Raw genomic sequence first — 20,942 nt, 5'->3', positions numbered from 1 at the left:
CACGTTGCTCCGCCGCCTCGCTGGCCAGCCCATGATGTCTTGAACAGGCGTTGCGCACCGCCCGGCTTCACTTCAATTCCCGCGTCGCGCCGATGACGCGCAGGGTCGGCATCAACTGGCGCCAGGCGTCCTTGGGAATGACCGCCGGGCGCTTCAGGTCGGCCACGGCCGGATCGTCCAGCAAGTCCCCCTTGCAGGCGAACACGATGCTGTTGGTCATGTCGTCGTCCACCACTTCGAACATGGCGCCGCCGAACGCGGCGCGCACCCGCTCGAGATACACATGGTGAAGCGGATGGTTCACATGGAAATTGATCACCAGGATGCCATCGGCGCGCAGCGCACCATGGCAGTCCGCGTAGAACTCCTCGGAACACAGCGCGGGCGGGATGCCGGCGTCGTCGAAGCCATCCAGCAGCAGCACGTCGGCGGCTTCGCGCAACCCGCGCAGATGCTCGGCCGCGTCGGCCCGGACCACCTTGAAGCGCTCGCCATCAGGCGGCACCATGAACGCATCGCGCAGCGCAATGACCCCGGGGTCGATCTCGACCACCTCGATGCGCGACCGGGTCAGGTAGCGATGACAGAACTTGGCCAGCGAGCCGCCGCCCAGCCCCACCATCAGGATGTCCGCGGGCGCCGGCGCAAACAGTACGAATCCCATCATCATGCGCGTGTACTCCAGGTCCAGCGCGTCCGGGCTGAGGGTGGACATGCGGCTCTGGATGACCTTGTCGGAAAAATGCAGGGTGCGCGTCGTGCCGGAAGCGTGCACATAAGGCCGGGCCGATCCGGCATCGAGGCCGGCGGCATCCGGCGTCCGCGGCAGGGCGGACGGGGACAGGGAAGGATCTGGGGCGGACATGGGGCAGAAGATACCACCGCCGCGGGTCATGCCAATTCTCGGACTGGCTCCATGGCGGCCACAGTTAAAGAATGTACGCCGGACTGCCGTACAACCCATGTCACCACGGCGTTTCGAGCGCCGGCCATGCCGGCCCGCCATGACCCCACGAGTCCCGCCTTCCCGGAATATCTTCCATGCAACCCCTGGCCCCCGACAACCATCTTGCGCAAGCAGCCCCCACGGGCCGCGATGCCCGCGCCGCCGCGCGCCGCGCCACGGATACGGCCGCCGGCTTCGGGCAAGAGCGCGATGACGCGCAAGCCAGCCAACCCGTCTCGATCCGCGTCATCCTCAGCGACGACGCGCTGGAACGCGCCGCCAAGGCACGCAAGGCCGCGATCCACATCGCCGCCGACGCGGCCCAATCGCGCCAGGACCTGGCGCGCGCCCGCATCGCGCAGATCAAGCAGCGCATCGACACGCTCAAGAAGATGCTGATGTTCCTGGGCAAGGCCGCAGCCAAGGTCATCCTGCGCGAACTGCGCCAACTGGCCGGCGAACTCGGCCAGGCCGCCAGCGCGCTCAAGGACAGCGGCGGCGCGCAACCCGCCGCCGGCGGGTCGCCTGGCGCTGCCGCCGTGGTGCGCGTGGATGGCGCCCCGGCAACCGCCGGCAGCGCCGCTGCGTCTCCAGACGCCACGGCCGAAGGCGCCGATACCGACGGCCAGCCGCAGGCGCCAGCCTCCACCGCCGCCTCGCGCGCCTTGTCGGCCTATGCCGCCGCCAGCGACGCCGCCACGGCTTCCACCGCCGACACCGATACGGCTGGCGCGCCTTCCGCCGGGCCGGCGGCGCAAGACGAAGCCGCCCCGGCCCGCGCCGCCGCGAAGGACACAGCTGCGTCCGCCGACGCCGAAAATACCGGCGGCCAGGACGACAGGCGCAGCGTCAACGGCGCCTCGCGCGAGGCCCGGCAGCGCCGCCAGGACGACGCCCAGGCCGTGCGCGATACCATCCGCGCCATGAAGGAACTGCTCGCCATGCTCAAGAGCAAGCTGCGGCAACAGGACACGCAAGCCCAGAAACAGGTCGCCGAGGTGCGCGACGCCCTGGCCGAAGCCGAAAAAAGCGCGCGCGCAATCGAAGGCGGCACCCTGGACAGCGGCACGGACGCCGGTTCCGGTGGCGAGCAGGCCAGCAGCCTCGATGGCGGGGCCATGAGCGCTGGGGCAATCGACGGTGGCGGCGCCGCCCCCGCCGCCCCGGCCTGAGCCGGCCACCCACCGGCATCCCCGGGCCAGGCCCGGCGCCGGCAGCGCTCGGCATATGATGGACCTCCCGCCACGCCGGACGCCGCCCCGCAATGCCTTTCATCCGCCCGCTCTGCCTCGCCTGCCTGCTCGTTCCTTTCCTCGCCACCGCCCAGATCGATACCGACGCCGAGGCCGCGCGAACGCGCGAGACCCTGAAGCAACAGGCCGAGGACCCGGGCTGGATCGACGAGTGCTTCTCCGCCACCAACCCCTTCCGCTATTGCATCTACCTGGACAAGCAGCGCGGCGGGTTCCGCGTCGTCGACCGGCACCAGCAAGAACCCTACCAGGTCTACCTGTTCGACAACGGCCCGGACTACCCTCGGGATGGCCGCTACCGTATCCGCCTGAAGGGCAAGATCGGCTATGCGGATGAAGAGACCGGCGCCATCGTCATCGCGCCGATCTACGATTGCGCCTTGCCTTTCGAAGACGGCCGCGCCAAGGCCGGCGTCGGCTGCCATGAGAACAGCGACGGCGAACACCGCTGGTGGTCGGGCGGCCAGTGGCAGACCATCGACCGTAACGGCAAAGTCATCGACTGACCGCAGCGACTCGGCAACGGTGCCGGGCGCGCGGTCCCATCACGCGCTGCTGCATCGCAGACGCCTTACTGGATGGAGAGACAGCGGAAACCGCTCGCTCCTGGCGAGGGATGTCAGGCGGTCAGGAAGCGTATGACTTCGTCCCAGTCGTTGGTCGATAAGGCGACGTCCTCATAGTCGCCCGCTTCCTCGTCATATCGGGAAACACAGAAGCGCTGGCTCCTGCCGGATTCGCGGTCGGCATAGTTGGCGTAGTCGACATACACCTTCAAGCCGCGCTCCTCGTTCTCGAACGAAGGCGCTGCATCGATGTAACTCGACGCGTCGACGTAACCTTCGGGTATGGGCGGCAGGGTTGTTACGTCGAAGTCGGGAAATTCGCGACGCAGTCGTTCAAGGTTCATAACGGAAGCATGTAGAGGCTGGAAGCCTGGCATTTTACGTTGCCCAGTATCATGCCGCCACAATGCCCCCCTGAATGAGCCTGGCGCCATGCCGCCGGAGAGATACCAGCGACTCAGATAGGCGACGGCAATCGTGAAGATTCTCGGATGGGTGCGGCTTGAACGGACAATGAAGCACGCGAGGCCGCTTTCAGCGGACGCTTGCACTATCGGGAAGCGTGCCGTTTCGCCATTCTCGTGGGGTCATGCTGCAATGAGCCTTGAATGCGCGCGAAAGCGCGGCTTCACTGCCATAACCAACCTCAATCGCGATCATCTTCAACGGTCGCCCCTGCCGCAACGCCCGCTGCGCCAACCTGATACGCCAGCCCTGTAAATAAACACCTGGGGTACAACCGACAACGCTACGGAAACTGTTGGCGAATACGGTACGTGACATCCCCGAAATGCCGGCCAACGCATCTAGTGACCATGCTTGCCGCGGTTGATCGTGCATTGCCACGAGGGCTTGGCGCAACTTGGGATGCGACAAACCGGCCAGCATGCCACCACTGATCTTCCCTGCCTCCATCAAGTGCCGCAACACCTGAATCAACACAACCTCGAACAGCCGGTCAATTAGCACATGCCGACCGCAGTTGTTGCCGAATGCCTCATCGAACAGCAGTGTCAGCACTTGATCGACACCATCGACGTCATCCAGCGCCAAGCAGATAACGTCCGGCAGCGCACCCGCCACCGGATTTGAAATTCCACCATCGAATTGAAGATCTGCACATACCAGGTCTGCGCCGCGCTGGGTGTCAGTCATAAAGCGCCTGGACATGGGGCGCGGATAGAGCAGCAGGCTTGGAACGTTCACCTGGAGTGGGGGATGCCCAGGATGGATGACCTCCACCGCCCCAGTCCTGACCAAATGCATCTGGCCACCCTCCTTTGGGGCGGAGAAATCGGTGATGCCGCACATGGCACCCGAATGAAACATGCGTACGCGTACCGGGAAGTGATTCAGCAGCGCCGCCAAGCGGTCAGTACATGCATCGGTCAATTTGGAACTCTGCATCAAGTTTTTTGTATTTTATGTAGCTAAAAACACCGCGTCCAGTTCTAAAGTTCGTTCAGCCGCCCGGCTCCATTCAACCTCAAATCACAAGGAGTACCTGATGTCGATCGAAATACTCCTGTACCGCGCCCAAGCCACAGCCATCGGCGACCGTGAAGGGAACGCCACCTCATCGGATGGCGTCCTGAAAGTCCGGCTCCCCACACCACGCGAACTTGGTGGCGTTGGCGGTCCTGGCACCGACCCAGAGCGGATGTTTGCCGCTGGCTACTCCGCGTTGTGCGTTTGAGCCTCGTTTGAGTCTCACGGCCCTATTCATCTTCAACCAAAGGATCAGCATCATGAAGTTCACGAACAAGCTCATCGCCGCGTCTGCCATGGCTCTGGCGTCCACCCTGTCCCTGGCGGCCGGCAGTCCTGGTGTCGAGCGCAATACCCAAGCCTTCCTCGAAGCCTTGGCTAAAGGCGGTGGCCAGCCACTGGAAACCCTGTCGCCTGCCGATGCCCGCCAGGTGCTTGTTGGCGCACAGAAAGGCGCGAAGCTAGCGCCCGCCGACGTCAGCGAGAAAACCATCACCGTTGATGGCAAGCCGATCGTGTTGAACATCGTTCGTCCCACCGGCTCCAAAGGCGTATTGCCCGCGTTCATCTTCGTGCATGGCGGCGGCTGGATTCTGGGCGATTTTCCGACTCACGAGCGCTTCGTTCGCGATCTGGTCGCCGACTCTGGCGCGGTGGGGGTTTTCGTGAACTACACCCCTTCGCCCGAGGCGCGTTACCCCGTGGCCATCAACGAAATCTACGCTGCCACCAAGTGGGTGGCTGAAAACGGCTCGCAGATAAATGTGGATGGCAAGCGGCTGGCCATTGTGGGCAACAGCGTAGGCGGCAACATGGCCACGGTGGTGGCGCTGATGGCCAAGGCCAAGGGCACGCCCAAGCTGCGCTCGCAAGTACTGTTCTGGCCCGTCACCAACGCCAACTTCGAGAATGCGTCATACGACGAATATGCCAACGGCCACTTCCTGACCAAGGGCATGATGAAGTGGTTCTGGGATGCCTATACCACCGACCCGAAGCAGCGCCAGGAGATTTACGCCTCGCCGCTGCTGGCGACACCCGAGCAGTTGAAGGGGCTTCCCCCGACGCTGATCCAAACGGCCGAGAAGGACGTGCTGCGCGATGAAGGCGAAGCCTACGCACGCAAGCTGGACGCCGCAGGTGTGAACGTGGTCTCAACCCGCTATAACGGCATGATTCACGACTTCGGCCTGCTCAATGTGCTAGCTGACGTGCCAGCTACGCGCGCCGCCCTGCATCAAGCTAGTGAAGAATTGAAGGCTCGTTTGCGCTGACATGAAATGGCCGCACCCAAGCCATAGGGGTATCCGGTTTGGGCGCGGCTATTTTTGCTGATGAACCGCGTGAACTTGGCTGGCCTGGCTGCGCCAGTGACCAGTCAAGCCCATTTCACGGTACATGCTGCAGCACATCGAACGACTCAAGGCATGGCAGGCGTTCGATTTGCCTCCCGGCATCGAACGGACAGTGCGCCAGAACCGGCTGCAGTTTCAGGCATCCGATAGGGCGATCATCGCCAAGATGTGGCTGCTCGGCCGCGCCGGCCGAGACCAAGCAGTCGGACCAGCGGATTACCGTTGGCTGGGGCCACCGACTGCGGCCCATATCCACATGAATGGCTGACGCTGCTGGAAACGCAGCGCGCCACCATCAACCGCATGGCGATGGCCAGCAAGCTGCCGGAAGCCATCGCCTTCCCGGCCGTCAATCATCCAGAACGCAGTGCGAGAGACTCCGCATCGCATCGATGGCGCGATCGGTGGATTCGCCCATCTGGGCATGCACGATGGCGCCGTCAATCGCGACCGTAAGAGGGGCACCCAGGGCGTGGCCAGGGCTCTCGAAAAGCTCGTCCAGACATCTCGCGACGTCTTTCTTGTGCTCGCGCACGATCTTCAATATGGCGGGATGCGTTGAGCCGAACTCGGCCGCGGCATTCAGAAAAGCACAACCGCGGAAATCCTCGCTGTCGAACCAGTCGCGCAGCGTGAGCGCCAGCGAGTCGATCTGCGAGGCGCCGGCGGCCAGGTTGGACGCCAGACTCTCTCGAAACCACCGCATCCAGCGTTCGTGGCGGAACTCAAGATAGGCCATCACCAGCAATTCCTTGCTGGGATAGTGCCGATAGAACGTCACCTTGGTGACAGCTGCGGCTTCGATGATCTTGTCGACCCCGGTGGCGCGGATGCCCTGGCCATAAAACAAGGCATGGGCCGCATGCAGGATGCGTTCACGGGGCGAGCGCGTGTCGACGGGGGGAGTGTTGCGTGTCATGACGTATTGTAGACAGATCGGTCCACCATCCGCAATCAGTAGTAGACAGATCGTTCCACACGCATTAATCTGCGCATGTAGACAGACCGTTCTACGCACTTTGTCCCAGGAGCAATCATGGAAACTCGCCCCCCGCTGCCGCCGTTCACCAAGGAAACCGCCATTCAGAAGGTGAGGCTCGCCGAAGATGGCTGGAACTCGCGCGACGCCGCGAAGGTCGCACTGGCCTACACGCTGGATACCAAATGGCGCAATCGCGCCGAGTTCGCCAATAATCGGACGGAAGCCCAAGCCTTCCTGGATCGGAAATGGAAGAAGGAACTCGACTACCGGCTCATCAAGGAGCTCTGGGCCCACGATGGCAACCGGATCGCCGTGCGTTATGCCTACGAGTGGCACGATGACGCGGGCAACTGGTTCCGCTCTTACGGCAACGAAAACTGGGAGTTCATGCCTGATGGACTGATGCATCGTCGCTATGCCTGCGTCAACGACATGCCGATCAAGGAATCGGAGCGGAAGTTCCACTGGCCTCTCGGCCGCCGGCCCGACGATCATCCGGGCTTGTCGGAACTGGGACTCTGAACGACCGCAAGACTAGTGAGCCGGAGCATCCAGTCCGAGCGGGATTGGCCTCCGCGCTCCATTGCGCCTTATACAGCCCGACTTTCGGGACGCAACGGGGGGGCTCAGCGCCGCGCTTTTCAAGTTGAGTGCAACCAACTCGACATGTCCGGCAGACTGGCGGAGCCCAGCACTTCCTCGCAGGCAATCGATAGCCCCAGCAAGCGCGCCTCTTGGCCCGCCGGCGCCAATAATTGCAACGCGGCGGGCAATCGTTCATCGTGCAGCCCGAGTGGCAGCGCGCTGGCGCAGAGATTAAAAACGTTTGCCGGTCGAGTGGGTCCAAAGCAACGACTTTCCATTGCCGCTTCCGCGTCGGCGGTGGGGAAATCGCCGGGATAGATCGGCGGAAAATTCTGTTTGACCGGTGCGATCCACGCGTCACAGCTTCTGAAAGTGGCTACAGTCTGTCGTCCAGAGAGTGACTTGAATCCAGCCGCGGCGTATCCAGCAGTCGTGCTTTCACATCGAGTAGCTCGTCTTCGGACACATCGAAACGCTCTATCCAGGCTTCGCCTTTCAGTCCAGTCAGCCGCGGTTCGCCGGCGGCACTTGCTGCCAGGTGTAGCCCGAACGCAGCACTGCGCAGCGGTTTGAGCGCTGCGTTAGGTAGCGCGTACTGCGGAGGCTTAGGGTCGATAGCCGTCGCAGCCAGGTCAGGTTCATTGCCAGCCTGAATGACGATGCCGGCGCCATAGTCATAGAAGGCAAACCAATCCGGAGGCAATTCCGAGCGCAACGTGTGCAAGCCGCCGGCCTGCGCCACCATGTCGCGATTGATTGCGGTCAGCCAAGACACCGTCTTGAGTGTGTTAGGTTTGAGCACCATGGCGGAGAACACTGGCGCCCCCACGTCAACGCTGCGGGCCTGCTCCGACGCGAAGGCTTCGGTGGGCTGGTTACTGTTCCATTCCGACGGGGACAGCACAAAACCAAAACCACCATGGCCATGCAGCGCTTGCAGCCGGCCTGCGAACTCGACGAACAAGGCTTGAAAGGCTTTGGGCTGCTCGACAATATCCACAAAGGGCACAGCAAACCGAAGCACGTCCAGACGGCCTGTTTTTTTGGCGGCCCACGCCGGTGCGGCGTTGACATAAAAGGAATAGGGACCGGCGTCCTCGCGCTTGGTACCGCTCGTGTATTGCAGGTCGAGCTTCTCGTCTTCGTCGAGCGTTTTGAAAAAATCGCGGATCTTCGGAGCTTTGGCGTAGGGCATGCACGGCGGGCCTGACGGGGCTCTCCACGCCACAGCCATGTGAGTGCATCGCCCACCTGCGCCAGGTAATCCTCAAAGCAGTGTGCGATTGCGTCCCGCTTGACCTGTGTATGGCCCCCCTCAAAATACAAGGTGCCTGTGATGGCGATGACCGCGCCCACATAGTCGTGACGGCTCTTGGGCATGAGCATCGCCCCGGGGAACTGCTGCGCCTGCGTGTTCTCGCGAAGTGCTGCGGCAAACGCCTCGCGGCTCATTTCGGGATGAAAGTCTGTCATAGGTCGTCTCAGGGTACTGCGGGGGCGGGCGCAGGGATTCCACCGGGCAAGGGGGGGCAGGCGGCCGCGCATATACATCCGCAGCAAAATGTAAAGCGCCTGGCTCGCCGGTACGGCGTACTTGTCTAGCTCTTCGGTCTTGCGTTCGCGCTCCTCCACCTGGTTGCAGTCGCATTCCGAAGATTCGAGCAGCACAGTTTTATCGAAACTGCCGGCGATTCTTATGTATGCCTCTAACTGACCATCGCCCAGGTCGTCGTTGGGGAATTTGATCTCCACCACCATGCGGATGTTGTCTTGCGTGGGCGAGCTCGTCGGGTCATTGACGATCACTACATCGGGACGCCGAACATAGCTGCGGTTCGGTTTCCACGTTGGCCCAGCCGCACGGCTGTAGGTTGGTTCAATGGTGCCCGAGCGCAGATAGCGTCGCACCGTGTTGCGCGATATGCCAAGTCGCTTGGCAATCTCTCGTAAAGAGACATGATCACGCAAGTGCCAACGGCGATTAATGCTGAGAAGAGCCACGTCGATCACTCCTGTCTCCTGCATGGGTACCGGGCAGGATAGTGTTCACGAGGTGGGTCAGAATTAAATGCAAATCAAACGTAAAAGTGGGTCAACTCTGCCTGCAAATCAACAGCCACAGCTCTCGCTGTCGGCTGGCGCTGCCAGCCATCAGTGACGACGCCAGCCATGCGCGCGGCGACCGCGCCTCCACAATGCGCAATCCCTTCATCTTGCTTGATGAACGGATTCCTTTGCGACAATCTTTCGTACGCCCGCCTAGAGCAACGGAGCGCGATGCCGATGTCAACGGCACACATGTGGAGAGCACATGGTTTAGAAGAAGCGGGGCGCATTAGCGCCCCTTTCGAACGCAATCAGCGATCTTGGACCAAGATAGCCCAAAAATAACCGACGTTACTACGCGACCGACTTTATTCCGCGCGACCGTCTTTATTTCCAGTTTTCAAAACCTCCGGCCGCGCCCGCCGGTTCACTCCACCGTCACGCTCTTGGCCAGGTTGCGCGGCTTGTCCACGTCGGTGCCGCGGGCGCAGGCCGTGTGATACGACAGCAGCTGCAGCGGCACCGTGTGCAGGATCGGCGACAGCTTGCCGTAGTGCTCCGGCATGCGGATCACGTGCATGCCTTCGGCGCTCTGGATCTTGCTGTCGGCATCGGCGAACACGTACAACTCGCCGCCGCGCGCGCGCACTTCCTGCATGTTGGACTTCAGCTTTTCCAGCAGCTCGTCCTTGGGCGCGATGGTGACCACGGGCATGTGCTCGGTCACCAGGGCCAGCGGGCCGTGCTTGAGTTCACCGGCCGGATAGGCCTCGGCGTGGATGTAGCTGATTTCCTTGAGCTTGAGCGCGCCTTCCAGCGCGATCGGGTAATGCATCCCGCGGCCCAGGAACAGCGCGTTTTCCTTCGAGGCGAAGCGGTCGGCCCAGGCCATGATCTGCGGTTCCAACGCCAGCACCGAGCCGATGGCCACGGGCAGGTGGCGCAGCGCCTTCAGGTGCTCGGCCTCTTGCTCGTCGGTCAGACGGCCGCGCACCTGCGCCAGCGCCAGCGTCAAGAGGAACAGCGCGGTCAGTTGCGTGGTGAAGGCCTTGGTCGAGGCCACGCCGATTTCGACGCCAGCGCGGGTGATGTACGACAGCTTGCACTCGCGCACCATGGCGCTGGTGGACACGTTGCAGATGGTCAGCGTGTTTTCCATGCCCAGCGAGCGGGCGTGTTTGAGCGCGGCCAGGGTGTCGGCGGTTTCGCCCGACTGCGAGATCGTGACGACCAGCGAACGCGGGTTCGGCACGCTGTCGCGGTAGCGGTATTCGCTGGCGATTTCGACGGCCACGGGGATCCTGGCGATCGATTCGATCCAATACTTGGCGGTCAGGCCGGCGTAATAGCTGGTGCCGCAGGCCAGGATCAGCAGTGAATCGATGTCCTTGAAGATCTTGTAGGCGTCGTCGCCAAACAGTTCGGGCGTGATGGCCTCGATGTCCTGCAGCGTGTCGCCGACGGCGCGCGGCTGCTCGAAGATCTCCTTCTGCATGTAGTGGCGGTACGGGCCGAGTTCGGCCGCGCCCGTATGCACGTGCACCGTGTGCACCTGGCGTTCCACGTTCTTGCCCTGGGCATCCACGATCCAGACGCGCGCCAGTTGCAGGTCGACGACGTCGCCGTCTTCCAGGTAGATGATCTGGTCGGTGGTGCCGGCCAGCGCCAGCGCATCCGAGGCCAGGAAGTTCTCGTTCTGGCCCACGCCCACGACCAGCGGCGAGCCCTGGCGTGCGCCGACCACGCGATGCGGCTCGTCGCGGCAGAACACGGCGATGGCGTAGGCGCCATGCAGGCGGCGCACGGCATTCTGCACGGCCTCGAACAGGTCGCCGGCGTACAGGTGATTGACCAGGTGCGCAATCACTTCGGTGTCGGTCTGGCTTTCGAACACGTAGCCCGCAGCCTGCAGCTCGGCGCGCAGTTCGTCGTGGTTCTCGATGATGCCGTTGTGCACCAGCGCGATGCGCGGTTCGTCGTTGCCCAGATGCGAGAAATGCGGATGGGCGTTGTGCGTGGCCGGCACGCCGTGAGTGGCCCAGCGGGTGTGGGCGATGCCGGTGAAGCCTTGCACTTTGTCCTGCGCGACCTGTTCGGCCAGCTCGGCGACGCGCTGGGTGCTGCGGGTGCGGCGCAGGTGGCCGTCCGCGTACACCGCCACGCCGCAGGAGTCATAGCCGCGGTATTCCAGGCGCTTGAGGCCTTCGACCAGGATGGGGGTGATGTCGCGCTGGGCGACGGCGCCAACAATGCCGCACATAGGAGGGGCTCCTGAAAGTTCGAGTACGGAACGCATTGTGCGCGCACCAACAAGAAATTTGATTTCTTTATCTGCTCATATTTGACAGTTTATTCGCTTACATATTTGTGATTAAATAATATTTCACCAAAAACCAACTAATGAATTAATAATGCAAAACCAGCCGATGGCCCTGCCGGATCTGGACGATCTGGACCTGCGCATCCTGGAACAATTGCAGGACGACAACTCGCTGACCAACCAGGAGCTGGCCGCGCGCGTGCACGCCTCGCCGCCAACCTGCCTGCGGCGGGTGCGGCGCCTGGTGGAAGAAGGGGTTATTGCGCGTCAGGTGGCCATCCTGGCAGCCGAGAAACTGGGTAGCGCGCTGACCGCCATCGTCGAGATCACGCTGGACGTGCAGGCAGCCGAAAGCCTGGACGCCTTCGAGCAGATCATGCTGGCCGAGCCCGCCGTGCTGCAGTGCTACCGCGTGTCGCCGGGGCCGGATTTCGTGGTGATCGCACAGGTCCGCGACATGCCGGCCTATCACGCGCTGGCGCACCGCGCCTTCACCGCGCACGCCAACGTGCGCAACGTGCGCACGTTCTTCTCGGTGCACCGCGCCAAGTTCGAGACCCGCATCGACCTGCGGGCGCCATAGCGCCGCGCCTCAGCGGGCCGCCAGCAACCGCTCGAACTGCGCCAAATAACGATTGCCCATCTTCTGCACGTCGTGCTCGTCGCGCACGTACTGATACGCGCGCTCGGTGATCTCCTGGCGGAACGCGGCATCGTCCAGGCAACGCGCCATGCCCTGCGCCATGGCATGGAAATCGGCCACCGCGCACAGCACGCCGCGCCCGTCGGCCAGGCTTTCCTTCAAGCCGCCGGCATCGGTGGACACCACCGGCACGCGTTGCAGGAAGGCGTCCAGCACGCTGCTGCCCAGCGCCTCCTCCTCGGAACTCATGACGAACACGTCCAGGATGCTGTAGAAATCCTCGACGCCCTTGCGAAAGCCCGCGAAGCGGTAGACGTCCTCGACGCCCAGCGCGCGCGCCTCGTCGCGCGCCTGCTGCTCGCGATCGCCGCCGGCGCCGAAGTGCAGGAAGACGAAATCGCGCCGCGTCCTGGCCAATTCGGCCACCGCGCGCACCAGCGTCACCGGATCCTTGTCGCGGATCAGCGCGGCCGACGTGGCCATGACTTTCTTGCCTTCCAGATCGAACTCGCGCACCAGCGCGGCGACGTTGTCCTGGTTGATCTGGTGCGGCTCGACCGCGCTGCGGATGATGACCGGGTCCAGCCCCAGGCGCCGCGGCTCGCTCGCGGCCATGTCGCTGATCGCCACGAACAGGTCGGTGTGGCGCCACTTGTAGCCGGTCTTCCATTCCTCGTTCGGCTTGACCACGAACGAGGTGCGGCGCGAGAACGCCACCGGGCGCCGGTGCAGCCACTTGGTCAGCACCGCCCAGGTGATGGTGTTGGCGGTCTGGGCGTGGATGATGTCATAGCCGCTGCCGGCGCGCGCCAGAAACGCCAGTTGCGCCGGCACGTTACGGACGGTGTGCGCCACGAAGCCCTCCTGGCGCACGCGTTCGGCCAGCGGTCCGCCTTCGCGGCACAGCACTTCGACCTGGTGGCCGGCATTGCGGAAGGCGCGCATGCAATACAGCGTCTGCCGTTCGCCGCCGCGCCAGCCCTTCTCGAAGTTGAGCTGCAGGATCTTCATGCGCGGCCGATGCCCGAGTACTCGAAGCCCTGGGCGCGCACATCGGCCGGCGTGTAGAGATTGCGGCCGTCGATGATCAGCGGCGTCTTGAGCAGGGCCTTGACGCGGTCGAAGTCGGGCGCGCGGAACACCTTCCACTCGGTGGCGATCAGCAGCGCGTCGGCGCCGTCGAGCGCGTCGTACATGTCGGTGGCGAAGCTCACGCCGGCCTTGCCATCGAGGACGCGGGCGGCCTCGTGCATGGCCACCGGATCGTAAGCGCGCACGGTGGCGCCACGGCGCGTCAGCTCGGCGATCACGGTCAGGCTGGGCGCCTCGCGCATGTCATCGGTGTTGGGCTTGAACGACAGGCCCCACAGCGCGATCCTGCGGCCGCGCAGGTCCTCGCCGTAGCGGGCCACCAGCTTTTCCGACAGGCGGAACTTCTGCGCGTGGTTGGCGGCCTCGGCCGCCTCGATGACGCGCATCGGCAGCGCATTCTCGGCGGCGGTGTTGACCAGCGCCTGCACGTCCTTGGGGAAACACGAGCCGCCATAGCCCGCGCCCGGATACAGGAAGTGATAGCCGATGCGCGGATCGGCGCCGATGCCGCGGCGCACCTGCTCGATGTCGGCGCCCAGCGCTTCGGCCAGGTTGGCCATCTCGTTCATGAACGAGATGCGGGTGGCCAGCATGGCATTGGCGGCGTACTTGGTCAGCTCGGCCGAGCGCACGTCCATCACCATCAGGCGATCGTGGGTGCGCTGGAACGGCTCGTAGATGCGGCGCATGACGCCGATGGTGTAGTCATCGTCGGCGCCGACGATGACGCGGTCCGGGCTCATGAAGTCGTTGATCGCCGCGCCTTCCTTCAGGAATTCCGGGTTGGAGGCGACACTGAACGGCACCTCGACGCCGCGCCTGGCCAATTCCTCGGCCACCGCGGCGCGCACCTTGTCGGCGGTGCCGACCGGCACGGTGGATTTGTCCACGATCAACTTGCGGCCGGTCATGTGACGGGCGATGTTGCGGGCCGCGGCCAGCACGTACTTCAGGTCGGCCGAACCGTCCTCGCCGGGCGGTGTGCCCACGGCGATGAACTGCACGTCGCCAAAGGCCACGCTCTGGGCCACGTCGTCGGTGAAATGCAGGCGGCCGGCCTGCACGTTGCGCCGCACCAGGTCTTCCAGGCCGGGCTCGTAGATGGGGATGCCACCCTGGCGCAGCAGGGCGATCTTGGCCGCGTCCACGTCCAGGCACATGACGTCGTTGCCCATATCGGCCAGGCACGCCCCCGACACCAACCCTACGTAACCGGTACCCACGACCGTGATCTTCATGCCTGAACGCCTTAAGAATAGGTAATCATCGCGCCGGGCCCATTCGCCGCAGCGCAGGCCGCCATTATAGAAGCCGGCCAACCGGCGGGCGGCCATGCCCGCGCGGCCGCCGCGGGCTGCCCTATGTCAGTGCGCCCGCAACGGACGTCACGGCCCCGAAGGCGCCCGCAGCTTGCTGAAGCGCACCGTATTCACGACCACCGCCAGCGCGGCGCAGATCGTGCCCAGCACCAGCGCCAGCCCGGGGCCATGCGCCAGACTGATGCTGAAGGCGATGGCCACCAGCGCGGTGCCGAAGCTCTGCCCGAAGACCCGCGTGGTGGCCTGCAGGCCACCCGCCGCGCCGCTGCGCGCGCGTGGCGCGGCCGACAGCATGGCGCGGTTGTTCGGCGTCTGGAAGAAACCGAAGCCCACCCCGGCCACGAACATGCCGGCCATGATCGACACGTTGCCCACCGTGGCCGGCAGCGCCGCCAGCCACAACATGCCGGCTACCATGGTGGCCGCGCCGATCCCGCTCAGGGTGGCGGCCGAATAGCGATCCGACAGGCGGCCGGCCAGTGGCGCGATCAGCGCCGTGCCCACCGGCCACGCGCCCATCAGCATGCCCACTTCGAGGTACGGCCGGCCCAGCACCTGCTGGAAATAGAACGGCAGCGAAACATACGAAGCCATCTGGGCCGCGAAGGTGCAGGCGGAGGCGCCCACCGCGAATGCCAACGGCCGGATGCGCAACAGGTCCACCGGCACCAGGGGCGCGGGCTGGCGGCTGGCGCGGCGCACCAGCACCAGGCCGGCCACGGCGGCGATTGCCACCAGGCCGATCCCGCGCAGCAGGTCCTCGCCCATCATGTCGACACCGGAAATGAACACCCCCAGCGTCACCATGCACAGCAATGCGCTGACCCAGTCCAGCCGCACGTCGTTGCGCGGCACTTCCGGCAAGTGGCGCAGGCCGAACATGGCCAGCACGCAGATCGGCAGATTGACCGCGAAGATCCAGGGCCACGGCGCCACCGACAGGATCGCCGAACCGATGGTCGGCCCCAGCACCGACATCACCGCCACGGTGGTAGCGTTGATGCTGATGCCGCGCCCCAGCATCTGGAGCGGATAGATATTGCGCACCAGCCCGCCGAACAGGCACATCAGCGTGGCCGCGCCCACCCCCTGGAACACGCGCGCCAACGTCAACTGCAGCAGTGTGCCGGCCAGGGCGCAACCCAGCGAAGCCAGCGTAAACAGCACCAACCCGAAAGTGAACATGCGCCGGAAGCCGATGCGCTCAGCCAGCGCCGACAAGGGCAGCAACATCATCACCACCGCCAGGTTGTAGGCGTTGACCACCCACACCGCCTGTGCCGGCGAGGCGTTCAGGTCGGTGGCGATGGTCGGCAGGGCGACGTTGGCGATGGTGGTGTCCAGCACCGACAGGCTGATGCCGGTCATGACGGTCGCCGCCGCCCAGTAGCGGCGCGGTACCGGCAGGCCGTCCGGGACGGCGGACCTGGCGCCGCCGGACGGCGCCTGTGACGCCGGCGGCGTCACGACTTCTTGACCGGCCGTTGCCAACCGTCGACTGTGACCTGTTTGCCGCGCGACACCGTCAGCTTGTCGGCCGGCGCATCGCGGGTCAGGGTGGTGCCGGCGCCCAGGGTCGCGCCGCGGCCCACGCGCACCGGGGCCACCAGTTGCGTATCCGATCCGATGAAGACGTCATCCTCGACGACGGTACGGTGCTTGTTGACGCCGTCGTAGTTGCAGGTGATGGTGCCCGCGCCCACGTTCACGCGCGCGCCGATATCGGCGTCGCCGATGTAGGCCAGGTGGTTGGCCTTGCTGTCGGCGCCCAGCACGCTTTTCTTGATCTCGACGAAGTTGCCGACATGGGTGCGGTCGCCCAGCTCGGCGCCGGGACGAAGGCGGGCGTACGGACCAATGCGCGCGTCAGCGCCAACCCTGGCCTGCTGCAGATGGCTGAATGCCTCGATCTGCGTACCCCCGCCGACGTTCACGTCGCGCAGCACGCAATGCGGACCGACGCGCACGCCGTCGGCCAGCGTCACCTGGCCCTCGAACACGCAACCCACGTCAATGAACACATCGCGGCCGCAAGTCAGCGTGCCCCGCACGTCGAAACGCGCCGGATCGGCCAGCGTCACGCCGGCTTCGAGTTGGCGGCGCGCCTGCTCGCCTTGCCAGCGGCGCTCCAGTTCGGCCTGCTGCACGCGGCTGTTCACGCCCAGCGTCTCCCAGGATGCGCCCGGCTGGGCCGCGCCCACCGGCACGCCATCGGCCACGGCCAGCCCGACCACGTCGGTCAGGTAGTACTCGCCCTGGGCGTTGTTGTTATCGATGCGCGAGAGCCAGTCCTTGAGCTGCGCGGTCGGCGCGGCCAGGATGCCGGTGTTCACTTCCTTGAGGGCGCGCTCGGCCTCGGAGGCGTCCTTGTGCTCGACGATGCGGCAGACATTGCCGGCGCCATCGCGCACGATGCGGCCATAGCCGGTGGAGTCGGCCAATACTTCGGTCAGCACGGCGGCGCCGGCGCCACGCGCCTGCAACAGGCGACGCAGCGTCTCGGGCTGCACCAGCGGCACGTCGCCATACAACACCAGGGTCACGTCGTCCTTGCCATCGCCTTCGCGCAACAGCGGCACGGCCTGCTGCACCGCGTGGCCGGTGCCCTGCTGCGGCTGCTGCAGCGCGAACTGCAGGTCGTCCTGGCCCGCGAAGGCCTGCTTGACGCGGTCGGCGCCATGGCCAACCACGACGATGATGCGTGCCGGTTCGAGCTGGCGGGCGCTGTCCAGCACGTGGGCCAGCATCGGTTTGCCAGCCAGGGTGTGCAGCACCTTGGGCAGGTCGGACTGCATGCGCTTGCCGAGTCCGGCGGCGAGAATCACTACATTGAGCATAGGTTCCGGTATCGAAAATGCCCGGCGCCGCGTGCCGCGGGCCGGGCCTGGATTGAAAAAATCAGGGCTTGCCGTCGGCAGGCCCGCTGTTTCTGGCGGCCGCCTTGGCGGCCGGTTTACGCGCGGTCTTGCGGGCGGCGGACTTGGCCGCCGTCCTGGTGGCCTTGGCCGCCGGCGCGGCCGCGGCCTGAGGGCCTGCCGGCCTGGACTTGGGCTGGCCCGCGTCCGCCTGGCCGCCAGGCATCGACGCGGCCGTGGCCGCGGCGATCTGGCTGAACTGCTGTTGCAACAGGTCCCACCAGGCCTTGGAGGCCGATTGCGCCGCCGCGCCCATCTGCTCGCTCATGCCCGGCTGGGGCGCGTGGCCTTCGCCACCGCCGGCCGGCGCCTCCTTGGCATCGGCCGCTCCGGCGGCTGCTTCAGGGGAGGCCTTGGACGGCGCGGGCTTGGCGGCCGGCGCCGGCTTCAGGCCCAGCACCACTTCCAGCGGCGATGCGGCGCCGCTTTCGCGCACCGCGCCCAGGTCCAGATTGGCGGCCGAGTCGACAAAGGCCCGCAAGGTGCTGATGGTGGAACGCTGCACTTCCATGCCCTGGATCGTGCTGGACAGCATCGACAGGTTCATGCGCAGCCAGTTCTCCACCGAGCGCAGCTCGGCGATGCGTCGATCCAGGTCTTCCAGGTTCATGGGCGGCGCCATCGGCAGGCTGCTCGCCAGCCCGCCCGGCCCGGTCAGGCCGGCCCAGGCCTGGCGCATCATTTCCATGCTGGCCAGCAACGGGTTGCCCGACAGGTCGGAATTCTGGCCCATGCCGGGCAGGACGAACGGGTTGCTGTGTTGGTCGCTCATTCCGGTCTTCCCATAGATCAAGAAACGCTGCCGGCCGGCACGGTCATCCCGGCAGCAGCTGGTTGTTCTCCACGCGCACGTGGTCGCCGGACGCGAAAGCGAACGGCTGCGCGCTGCGGAACTGGCGCGTGCTGCCGTCGTTCATGCGGACCGTGAGCTCATAGTGCGTCACCGTTTGTTGCTGCCTGATATTACGCTCAACTTCACGGCCTGCCAAAGCGCCGCCCACCGCGCCCAGCACCGTCAGCGCGGTCTTGCCGCTACCGCCGCCGAACTGGTTGCCCACCACCCCGCCAGCGACGCCGCCGGCGATGGTGCCGACCAGGTGGTCGCTATTGTCCTTGACTGGCACCTGCACCTGGCGAATGGTTTCCACCACGCCGCAGGTACGGCAGGCCTGCGCGGCCGGCGCGGGTGCTGGCCGGCCTTGCGCCTGGGCCTGGGCCGCCGGTGGTCGCGTGGCCGGTGCCTGCGGCCGGCCAGCGGCGCCAGGCGGGACCGGCGCCAGGTTGGCGCCCTCCGGGCCAGCCTGCGCCAGCGCCGGATCGTCGGCATGGGGCGTGGCTGACGGCGTCGGCAGCCAGCCCATCACGGCGGCCACGCCGACCGAACACATGACGATCACCGCAATGGCGGCGGCCGCGACCAGCGGATGCAGGCCGCGGCGGGAGGATGATTCGGCAGGGGCGGGATAATTCATGACGGTGCTCCATCGTTACTAACCGGCTGTGGTATAGCACCCTGACGCGGTTTCGGCATGTTGCGATGGTGACGCTTCATTGCCGCATCAATGCGATTGGACAGCTCCCGGCATTCGTGGACAATAGGCTCATGAATGCCATCACCTTGCCTCAGATCGAAGCGGCCATCAACTATTGGCGTAACCTCTCGCCCTCGACCGGCGACGAATCCCGCCTGTGTCCCGAAGCGGCCGCGCTGGCCGCCCCCTATGCGCTGATGATCATGTCGCACCGCCGCGAAGTGCCCGAGGCGGAACTCGCCGACCCGGCGCGCGACGCGCTGGCCCGCTGGCGCGCGGCCGGCGGTGAATGACGCCGCCCCCTTGAACACGCGTCGCCGACCAGTCGCGGCGTCCGTCCGCGCCAGCCGGCCCGGGGCGGGCCCGCGAAGGTCGCGGTCTCAGCCCTTGAGCAGGGCCTGGATGTCGTGCACCAGGGCATCCACCCCGATGTTGTTGTTGGCCAGCACCCGCGATTCGCCCTTGCCGTCGAGCAGGTAGAACGCCGCGGTGTGATCCATGGTGTAGTTGCCGTCCTTGGTCGGCGCCTTGGCGTAATAAGCCTTGAACGCGGCCGCTGCCTTCTTCACCTGGTCCGGCGTGCCGGTCAAACCCAGAAAACGCGGGTCGAATGCGGTTACGTATTGCTTGAGCACTTCCGCCGTGTCGCGCTCGGGATCCACCGTGATCAGCAGCACCTGGACGCGCTCGGCGTCCGGCCCCAACTTCTTCATGACCTCGGTCAGTTCGGCCAGAGAGGTCGGGCAGACATCGGGACACTGCGTGAAGCCGAAGAACACCACCACCACCTTGCCGGCGAAGTCCTGCAGCGTGCGCGCCTTGCCGTTGTAGTCCGACAGTTCGAGACCACGTCCGAGTTGCGTGCCGCTGATGTCGCTGCCTTTGAACTGGGGCGCGTTGTCGCCGCAGGCGGCCAGCGCGGCGGTGAATACGGCGGCCGTGGCCAGGCGCAGGGCCAGGCGCCGGCTGGCGGAAAATACGGACATCGACTCTCTCCAGGGGGTCAGATCAGCGCGACCCAGTGGTCCACCAGCAGGGCGCCGAACAGCAGCGCCAGGTAGAGGATGGAAAAACGGAACATGCTGCGCGCCAGCTCGTCGCTGTAGTTGCGGTACAGCCGCCAGGCGTACGACACGAACATGCCGCCCAGCACCAGCGCCGCCGCCAGGTACAACGCGCCGCTCATGCGGATCGCGGTGGGCAGCAGCGTGGTGGCGACCAGCGCGATGCTGTAGAGCAGGATCTGCAGGCGGGTGAACTGCTGGCCATGCGTGACCGGCAGCATCGGCAGGCCGGCCTTGACGTAGTCATGGTTGCGATACAGGGCCAGCGCCCAGAAATGCGGCGGCGTCCAGATGAAGATGATCAGTACCAGCAGCCAGGCCTCGGCCGGCACCGAATCGGCCACCGCCGCCCAGCCCAGCGCCGGCGGCATCGCACCCGACAGGCCGCCGATGACGATGTTCTGCGGCGTGCGCGGCTTCAGGATGATGGTGTAGATGACGGCGTAGCCGACGAAGGTGGCGAAGGTCAGCCACATGGTCAGCGGGTTGACCAGCGTGTAAAGCACGAACATGCCGGCCCCGCCCAACAGGCCCGACAGGCTCAGCACCTGGAACGCGGAAATGGTGCCGCGCGCAGTGGCGCGCCGCGCCGTGCGCAGCATGCGGGCGTCGACTTCCTGTTCGATCAGGCAGTTGATGGCGAAGGCGGCGGCCGCCAGCAGCCAGATGCCGAGCGTGCCGAACAGCACGCGGCGCATGTCCGGCACCCCCGGCACGGCCAGGAACATGCCGATCACCGCGCAGAACACCGCCAATTGGGTGACGCGCGGCTTGGTGAGAACGAAATACTGGCGGAGCAATCCGGGTTGGGGAGCGGCAAGACTGGTCATCATGCA

The 20,942-nt window shown here is 65.3% G+C and carries 22 protein-coding genes and 3 pseudogenes; 8 read left to right on the top strand and 17 right to left on the bottom strand.

The genetic code is table 11. The annotated features are described in order from the left end of the window. Positions 1-67: 67 nt before the first annotated feature. Positions 68-865 (bottom strand): fused MFS/spermidine synthase, encoded by a 798-nt coding sequence (locus tag AC6LKG_RS08735; protein WP_498163943.1) that lies wholly within the window; start codon positions 863-865, stop codon positions 68-70. A gap of 176 nt (positions 866-1,041) precedes the next feature. Between AC6LKG_RS08735 and AC6LKG_RS08730 the strand changes: the two genes are divergently transcribed. Continuing rightward, positions 1,042-2,118: a hypothetical protein gene (locus tag AC6LKG_RS08730; protein WP_498163942.1), complete on the top strand. Its 1,077-nt coding sequence runs from the start codon at positions 1,042-1,044 to the stop codon at positions 2,116-2,118. Between the two features lie 92 nt (positions 2,119-2,210). Continuing rightward, positions 2,211-2,705: a hypothetical protein gene (locus tag AC6LKG_RS08725; protein ID WP_498163941.1), complete on the top strand. Its 495-nt coding sequence runs from the start codon at positions 2,211-2,213 to the stop codon at positions 2,703-2,705. Positions 2,706-2,818: 113 nt separating this feature from the next. Here the strand turns inward: AC6LKG_RS08725 and AC6LKG_RS08720 are convergent, their stop codons facing one another. After that, positions 2,819-3,109 (bottom strand): hypothetical protein, encoded by a 291-nt coding sequence (locus AC6LKG_RS08720; RefSeq protein WP_498163940.1) that lies wholly within the window; start codon positions 3,107-3,109, stop codon positions 2,819-2,821. Positions 3,110-3,299: 190 nt separating this feature from the next. Next, the gene (locus AC6LKG_RS08715) at positions 3,300-4,172 is read right to left on the bottom strand and encodes a cupin domain-containing protein (protein WP_498163939.1); all 873 of its coding nucleotides are present in this window, start codon (positions 4,170-4,172) and stop codon (positions 3,300-3,302) included. A gap of 100 nt (positions 4,173-4,272) precedes the next feature. Between AC6LKG_RS08715 and AC6LKG_RS08710 the strand changes: the two are divergent. The 3 genes and pseudogenes from AC6LKG_RS08710 to AC6LKG_RS08700 form a co-directional block, all read left to right on the top strand. Continuing rightward, positions 4,273-4,449 (top strand): annotated as a pseudogene (locus AC6LKG_RS08710) (OsmC family protein); the annotation flags it as partial. 64 nt (positions 4,450-4,513) lie between these two features. Beyond that, positions 4,514-5,527 (top strand): alpha/beta hydrolase, encoded by a 1,014-nt coding sequence (locus tag AC6LKG_RS08705; protein ID WP_498163938.1) that lies wholly within the window; start codon positions 4,514-4,516, stop codon positions 5,525-5,527. Between the two features lie 124 nt (positions 5,528-5,651). Next, entirely contained in the window at positions 5,652-5,876 is a 225-nt protein-coding gene (locus AC6LKG_RS08700; protein WP_498163974.1) for a hypothetical protein, read from the top strand. An 81-nt stretch (positions 5,877-5,957) separates the two neighbouring features. On the opposite strand, the gene AC6LKG_RS08695 is transcribed toward AC6LKG_RS08700, so the two are convergent. Then, on the bottom strand, positions 5,958-6,527 hold the full coding sequence (locus AC6LKG_RS08695) for a TetR/AcrR family transcriptional regulator (RefSeq protein ID WP_498163937.1): 570 nt from the start codon (positions 6,525-6,527) through the stop codon (positions 5,958-5,960). 117 nt (positions 6,528-6,644) lie between these two features. Here AC6LKG_RS08695 and AC6LKG_RS08690 point away from each other — a divergent pair, with 117 nt between their 5' ends. Then, entirely contained in the window at positions 6,645-7,112 is a 468-nt protein-coding gene (locus AC6LKG_RS08690; protein WP_498163936.1) for a nuclear transport factor 2 family protein, read from the top strand. A 119-nt stretch (positions 7,113-7,231) separates the two neighbouring features. Here AC6LKG_RS08690 and AC6LKG_RS08685 read toward each other — a convergent pair whose 3' ends face one another. From AC6LKG_RS08685 to glmS, 5 genes and pseudogenes are all read right to left on the bottom strand, one after another. Further along, on the bottom strand, positions 7,232-7,660 hold the full coding sequence (locus tag AC6LKG_RS08685; RefSeq protein ID WP_498163971.1) for an amidase family protein: 429 nt from the start codon (positions 7,658-7,660) through the stop codon (positions 7,232-7,234). Further along, positions 7,552-8,409 (bottom strand): type VI immunity family protein, encoded by an 858-nt coding sequence (locus tag AC6LKG_RS08680; RefSeq protein ID WP_498163935.1) that lies wholly within the window; start codon positions 8,407-8,409, stop codon positions 7,552-7,554. The genes AC6LKG_RS08685 and AC6LKG_RS08680 overlap by 109 nt, the downstream gene beginning before the upstream one ends. Before the next feature lie 458 nt (positions 8,410-8,867). Next, positions 8,868-9,056: pseudogene (locus AC6LKG_RS08675) on the bottom strand (VRR-NUC domain-containing protein); the annotation flags it as partial. After that, positions 9,036-9,185 (bottom strand): annotated as a pseudogene (locus tag AC6LKG_RS08670) (helix-turn-helix domain-containing protein); the annotation flags it as partial. The pseudogenes AC6LKG_RS08670 and AC6LKG_RS08675, both read right to left, overlap by 21 nt. A gap of 463 nt (positions 9,186-9,648) precedes the next feature. Beyond that, complete coding sequence (glmS, locus tag AC6LKG_RS08665; protein WP_498163934.1) at positions 9,649-11,481, bottom strand: glutamine--fructose-6-phosphate transaminase (isomerizing); 1,833 nt, start codon at positions 11,479-11,481, stop codon at positions 9,649-9,651. 151 nt (positions 11,482-11,632) lie between these two features. Between glmS and AC6LKG_RS08660 the strand changes: the two genes are divergently transcribed. After that, positions 11,633-12,124 carry an Lrp/AsnC family transcriptional regulator gene (locus tag AC6LKG_RS08660; RefSeq protein ID WP_498163933.1) on the top strand — a complete coding sequence of 164 codons (492 nt, stop codon included), beginning with the start codon at positions 11,633-11,635 and terminating at the stop codon, positions 12,122-12,124. Between the two features lie 9 nt (positions 12,125-12,133). Here the strand turns inward: AC6LKG_RS08660 and AC6LKG_RS08655 are convergent, their stop codons facing one another. The 6 genes from AC6LKG_RS08655 to AC6LKG_RS08630 all read right to left on the bottom strand — a co-directional run bounded on the left by AC6LKG_RS08655 (position 12,134) and on the right by AC6LKG_RS08630 (position 18,982). Next, complete coding sequence (locus tag AC6LKG_RS08655) at positions 12,134-13,195, bottom strand: glycosyltransferase family 4 protein (protein WP_498163932.1); 1,062 nt, start codon at positions 13,193-13,195, stop codon at positions 12,134-12,136. Beyond that, on the bottom strand, positions 13,192-14,514 hold the full coding sequence (locus AC6LKG_RS08650; RefSeq protein WP_498163931.1) for a UDP-glucose dehydrogenase family protein: 1,323 nt from the start codon (positions 14,512-14,514) through the stop codon (positions 13,192-13,194). The genes AC6LKG_RS08655 and AC6LKG_RS08650 overlap by 4 nt, the downstream gene beginning before the upstream one ends. Before the next feature lie 147 nt (positions 14,515-14,661). Beyond that, positions 14,662-16,062 (bottom strand): MFS transporter, encoded by a 1,401-nt coding sequence (locus tag AC6LKG_RS08645; RefSeq protein ID WP_498163930.1) that lies wholly within the window; start codon positions 16,060-16,062, stop codon positions 14,662-14,664. Then, positions 16,059-17,432 carry a bifunctional UDP-N-acetylglucosamine diphosphorylase/glucosamine-1-phosphate N-acetyltransferase GlmU gene (gene glmU, locus AC6LKG_RS08640; protein ID WP_498163929.1) on the bottom strand — a complete coding sequence of 458 codons (1,374 nt, stop codon included), beginning with the start codon at positions 17,430-17,432 and terminating at the stop codon, positions 16,059-16,061. Before glmU ends, AC6LKG_RS08645 begins: the two co-directional genes overlap by 4 nt. A gap of 61 nt (positions 17,433-17,493) precedes the next feature. Further along, entirely contained in the window at positions 17,494-18,282 is a 789-nt protein-coding gene (locus AC6LKG_RS08635) for a PhaM family polyhydroxyalkanoate granule multifunctional regulatory protein (protein ID WP_498163928.1), read from the bottom strand. Between the two features lie 43 nt (positions 18,283-18,325). Beyond that, a complete protein-coding gene (locus AC6LKG_RS08630) occupies positions 18,326-18,982 on the bottom strand; it encodes an outer membrane lipoprotein (protein ID WP_498163927.1) in 657 nt (218 codons plus the stop codon). A gap of 131 nt (positions 18,983-19,113) precedes the next feature. Here AC6LKG_RS08630 and AC6LKG_RS08625 point away from each other — a divergent pair, with 131 nt between their 5' ends. Further along, positions 19,114-19,335: a DUF3717 domain-containing protein gene (locus AC6LKG_RS08625; protein ID WP_498163926.1), complete on the top strand. Its 222-nt coding sequence runs from the start codon at positions 19,114-19,116 to the stop codon at positions 19,333-19,335. An 87-nt stretch (positions 19,336-19,422) separates the two neighbouring features. Here AC6LKG_RS08625 and AC6LKG_RS08620 read toward each other — a convergent pair whose 3' ends face one another. Both AC6LKG_RS08620 and cyoE read right to left on the bottom strand, forming a co-directional pair. Continuing rightward, positions 19,423-20,028, bottom strand: a complete 606-nt coding sequence (locus tag AC6LKG_RS08620) for an SCO family protein (protein ID WP_498163925.1) — start codon at positions 20,026-20,028, stop codon at positions 19,423-19,425. A 17-nt stretch (positions 20,029-20,045) separates the two neighbouring features. Then, complete coding sequence (cyoE, locus tag AC6LKG_RS08615) at positions 20,046-20,936, bottom strand: heme o synthase (RefSeq protein WP_498163970.1); 891 nt, start codon at positions 20,934-20,936, stop codon at positions 20,046-20,048. Between the last annotated feature and the right edge of the window lie 6 nt (positions 20,937-20,942).

The organism is Achromobacter sp. 46006, assembly GCF_059761975.1.
This window is presented reverse-complemented; position numbering and strand designations above follow the sequence as displayed.

Excerpts from the sequence above, each read along its gene's own strand:
- AC6LKG_RS08735 (WP_498163943.1), bottom strand. The coding sequence starts at position 865 with ATGTCCGCCCCAGATCCTTCCCTGTCCCCGTCCGCCCTGCCGCGGACG.
- AC6LKG_RS08730 (WP_498163942.1), top strand. The coding sequence starts at position 1,042 with ATGCAACCCCTGGCCCCCGACAACCATCTTGCGCAAGCAGCCCCCACG.
- AC6LKG_RS08725 (WP_498163941.1), top strand. The coding sequence starts at position 2,211 with ATGCCTTTCATCCGCCCGCTCTGCCTCGCCTGCCTGCTCGTTCCTTTC.
- AC6LKG_RS08720 (WP_498163940.1), bottom strand. The coding sequence starts at position 3,109 with ATGAACCTTGAACGACTGCGTCGCGAATTTCCCGACTTCGACGTAACA.
- AC6LKG_RS08715 (WP_498163939.1), bottom strand. The coding sequence starts at position 4,172 with ATGCAGAGTTCCAAATTGACCGATGCATGTACTGACCGCTTGGCGGCG.
- AC6LKG_RS08705 (WP_498163938.1), top strand. The coding sequence starts at position 4,514 with ATGAAGTTCACGAACAAGCTCATCGCCGCGTCTGCCATGGCTCTGGCG.
- AC6LKG_RS08700 (WP_498163974.1), top strand. The coding sequence starts at position 5,652 with ATGCTGCAGCACATCGAACGACTCAAGGCATGGCAGGCGTTCGATTTG.
- AC6LKG_RS08695 (WP_498163937.1), bottom strand. The coding sequence starts at position 6,527 with ATGACACGCAACACTCCCCCCGTCGACACGCGCTCGCCCCGTGAACGC.
- AC6LKG_RS08690 (WP_498163936.1), top strand. The coding sequence starts at position 6,645 with ATGGAAACTCGCCCCCCGCTGCCGCCGTTCACCAAGGAAACCGCCATT.
- AC6LKG_RS08680 (WP_498163935.1), bottom strand. The coding sequence starts at position 8,409 with ATGGCTGTGGCGTGGAGAGCCCCGTCAGGCCCGCCGTGCATGCCCTAC.
- glmS (WP_498163934.1), bottom strand. The coding sequence starts at position 11,481 with ATGTGCGGCATTGTTGGCGCCGTCGCCCAGCGCGACATCACCCCCATC.
- AC6LKG_RS08660 (WP_498163933.1), top strand. The coding sequence starts at position 11,633 with ATGCAAAACCAGCCGATGGCCCTGCCGGATCTGGACGATCTGGACCTG.
- AC6LKG_RS08655 (WP_498163932.1), bottom strand. The coding sequence starts at position 13,195 with ATGAAGATCCTGCAGCTCAACTTCGAGAAGGGCTGGCGCGGCGGCGAA.
- AC6LKG_RS08650 (WP_498163931.1), bottom strand. The coding sequence starts at position 14,514 with ATGAAGATCACGGTCGTGGGTACCGGTTACGTAGGGTTGGTGTCGGGG.
- glmU (WP_498163929.1), bottom strand. The coding sequence starts at position 17,432 with ATGCTCAATGTAGTGATTCTCGCCGCCGGACTCGGCAAGCGCATGCAG.
- AC6LKG_RS08635 (WP_498163928.1), bottom strand. The coding sequence starts at position 18,282 with ATGAGCGACCAACACAGCAACCCGTTCGTCCTGCCCGGCATGGGCCAG.
- AC6LKG_RS08630 (WP_498163927.1), bottom strand. The coding sequence starts at position 18,982 with ATGAATTATCCCGCCCCTGCCGAATCATCCTCCCGCCGCGGCCTGCAT.
- AC6LKG_RS08625 (WP_498163926.1), top strand. The coding sequence starts at position 19,114 with ATGAATGCCATCACCTTGCCTCAGATCGAAGCGGCCATCAACTATTGG.
- AC6LKG_RS08620 (WP_498163925.1), bottom strand. The coding sequence starts at position 20,028 with ATGTCCGTATTTTCCGCCAGCCGGCGCCTGGCCCTGCGCCTGGCCACG.
- cyoE (WP_498163970.1), bottom strand. The coding sequence starts at position 20,936 with ATGACCAGTCTTGCCGCTCCCCAACCCGGATTGCTCCGCCAGTATTTC.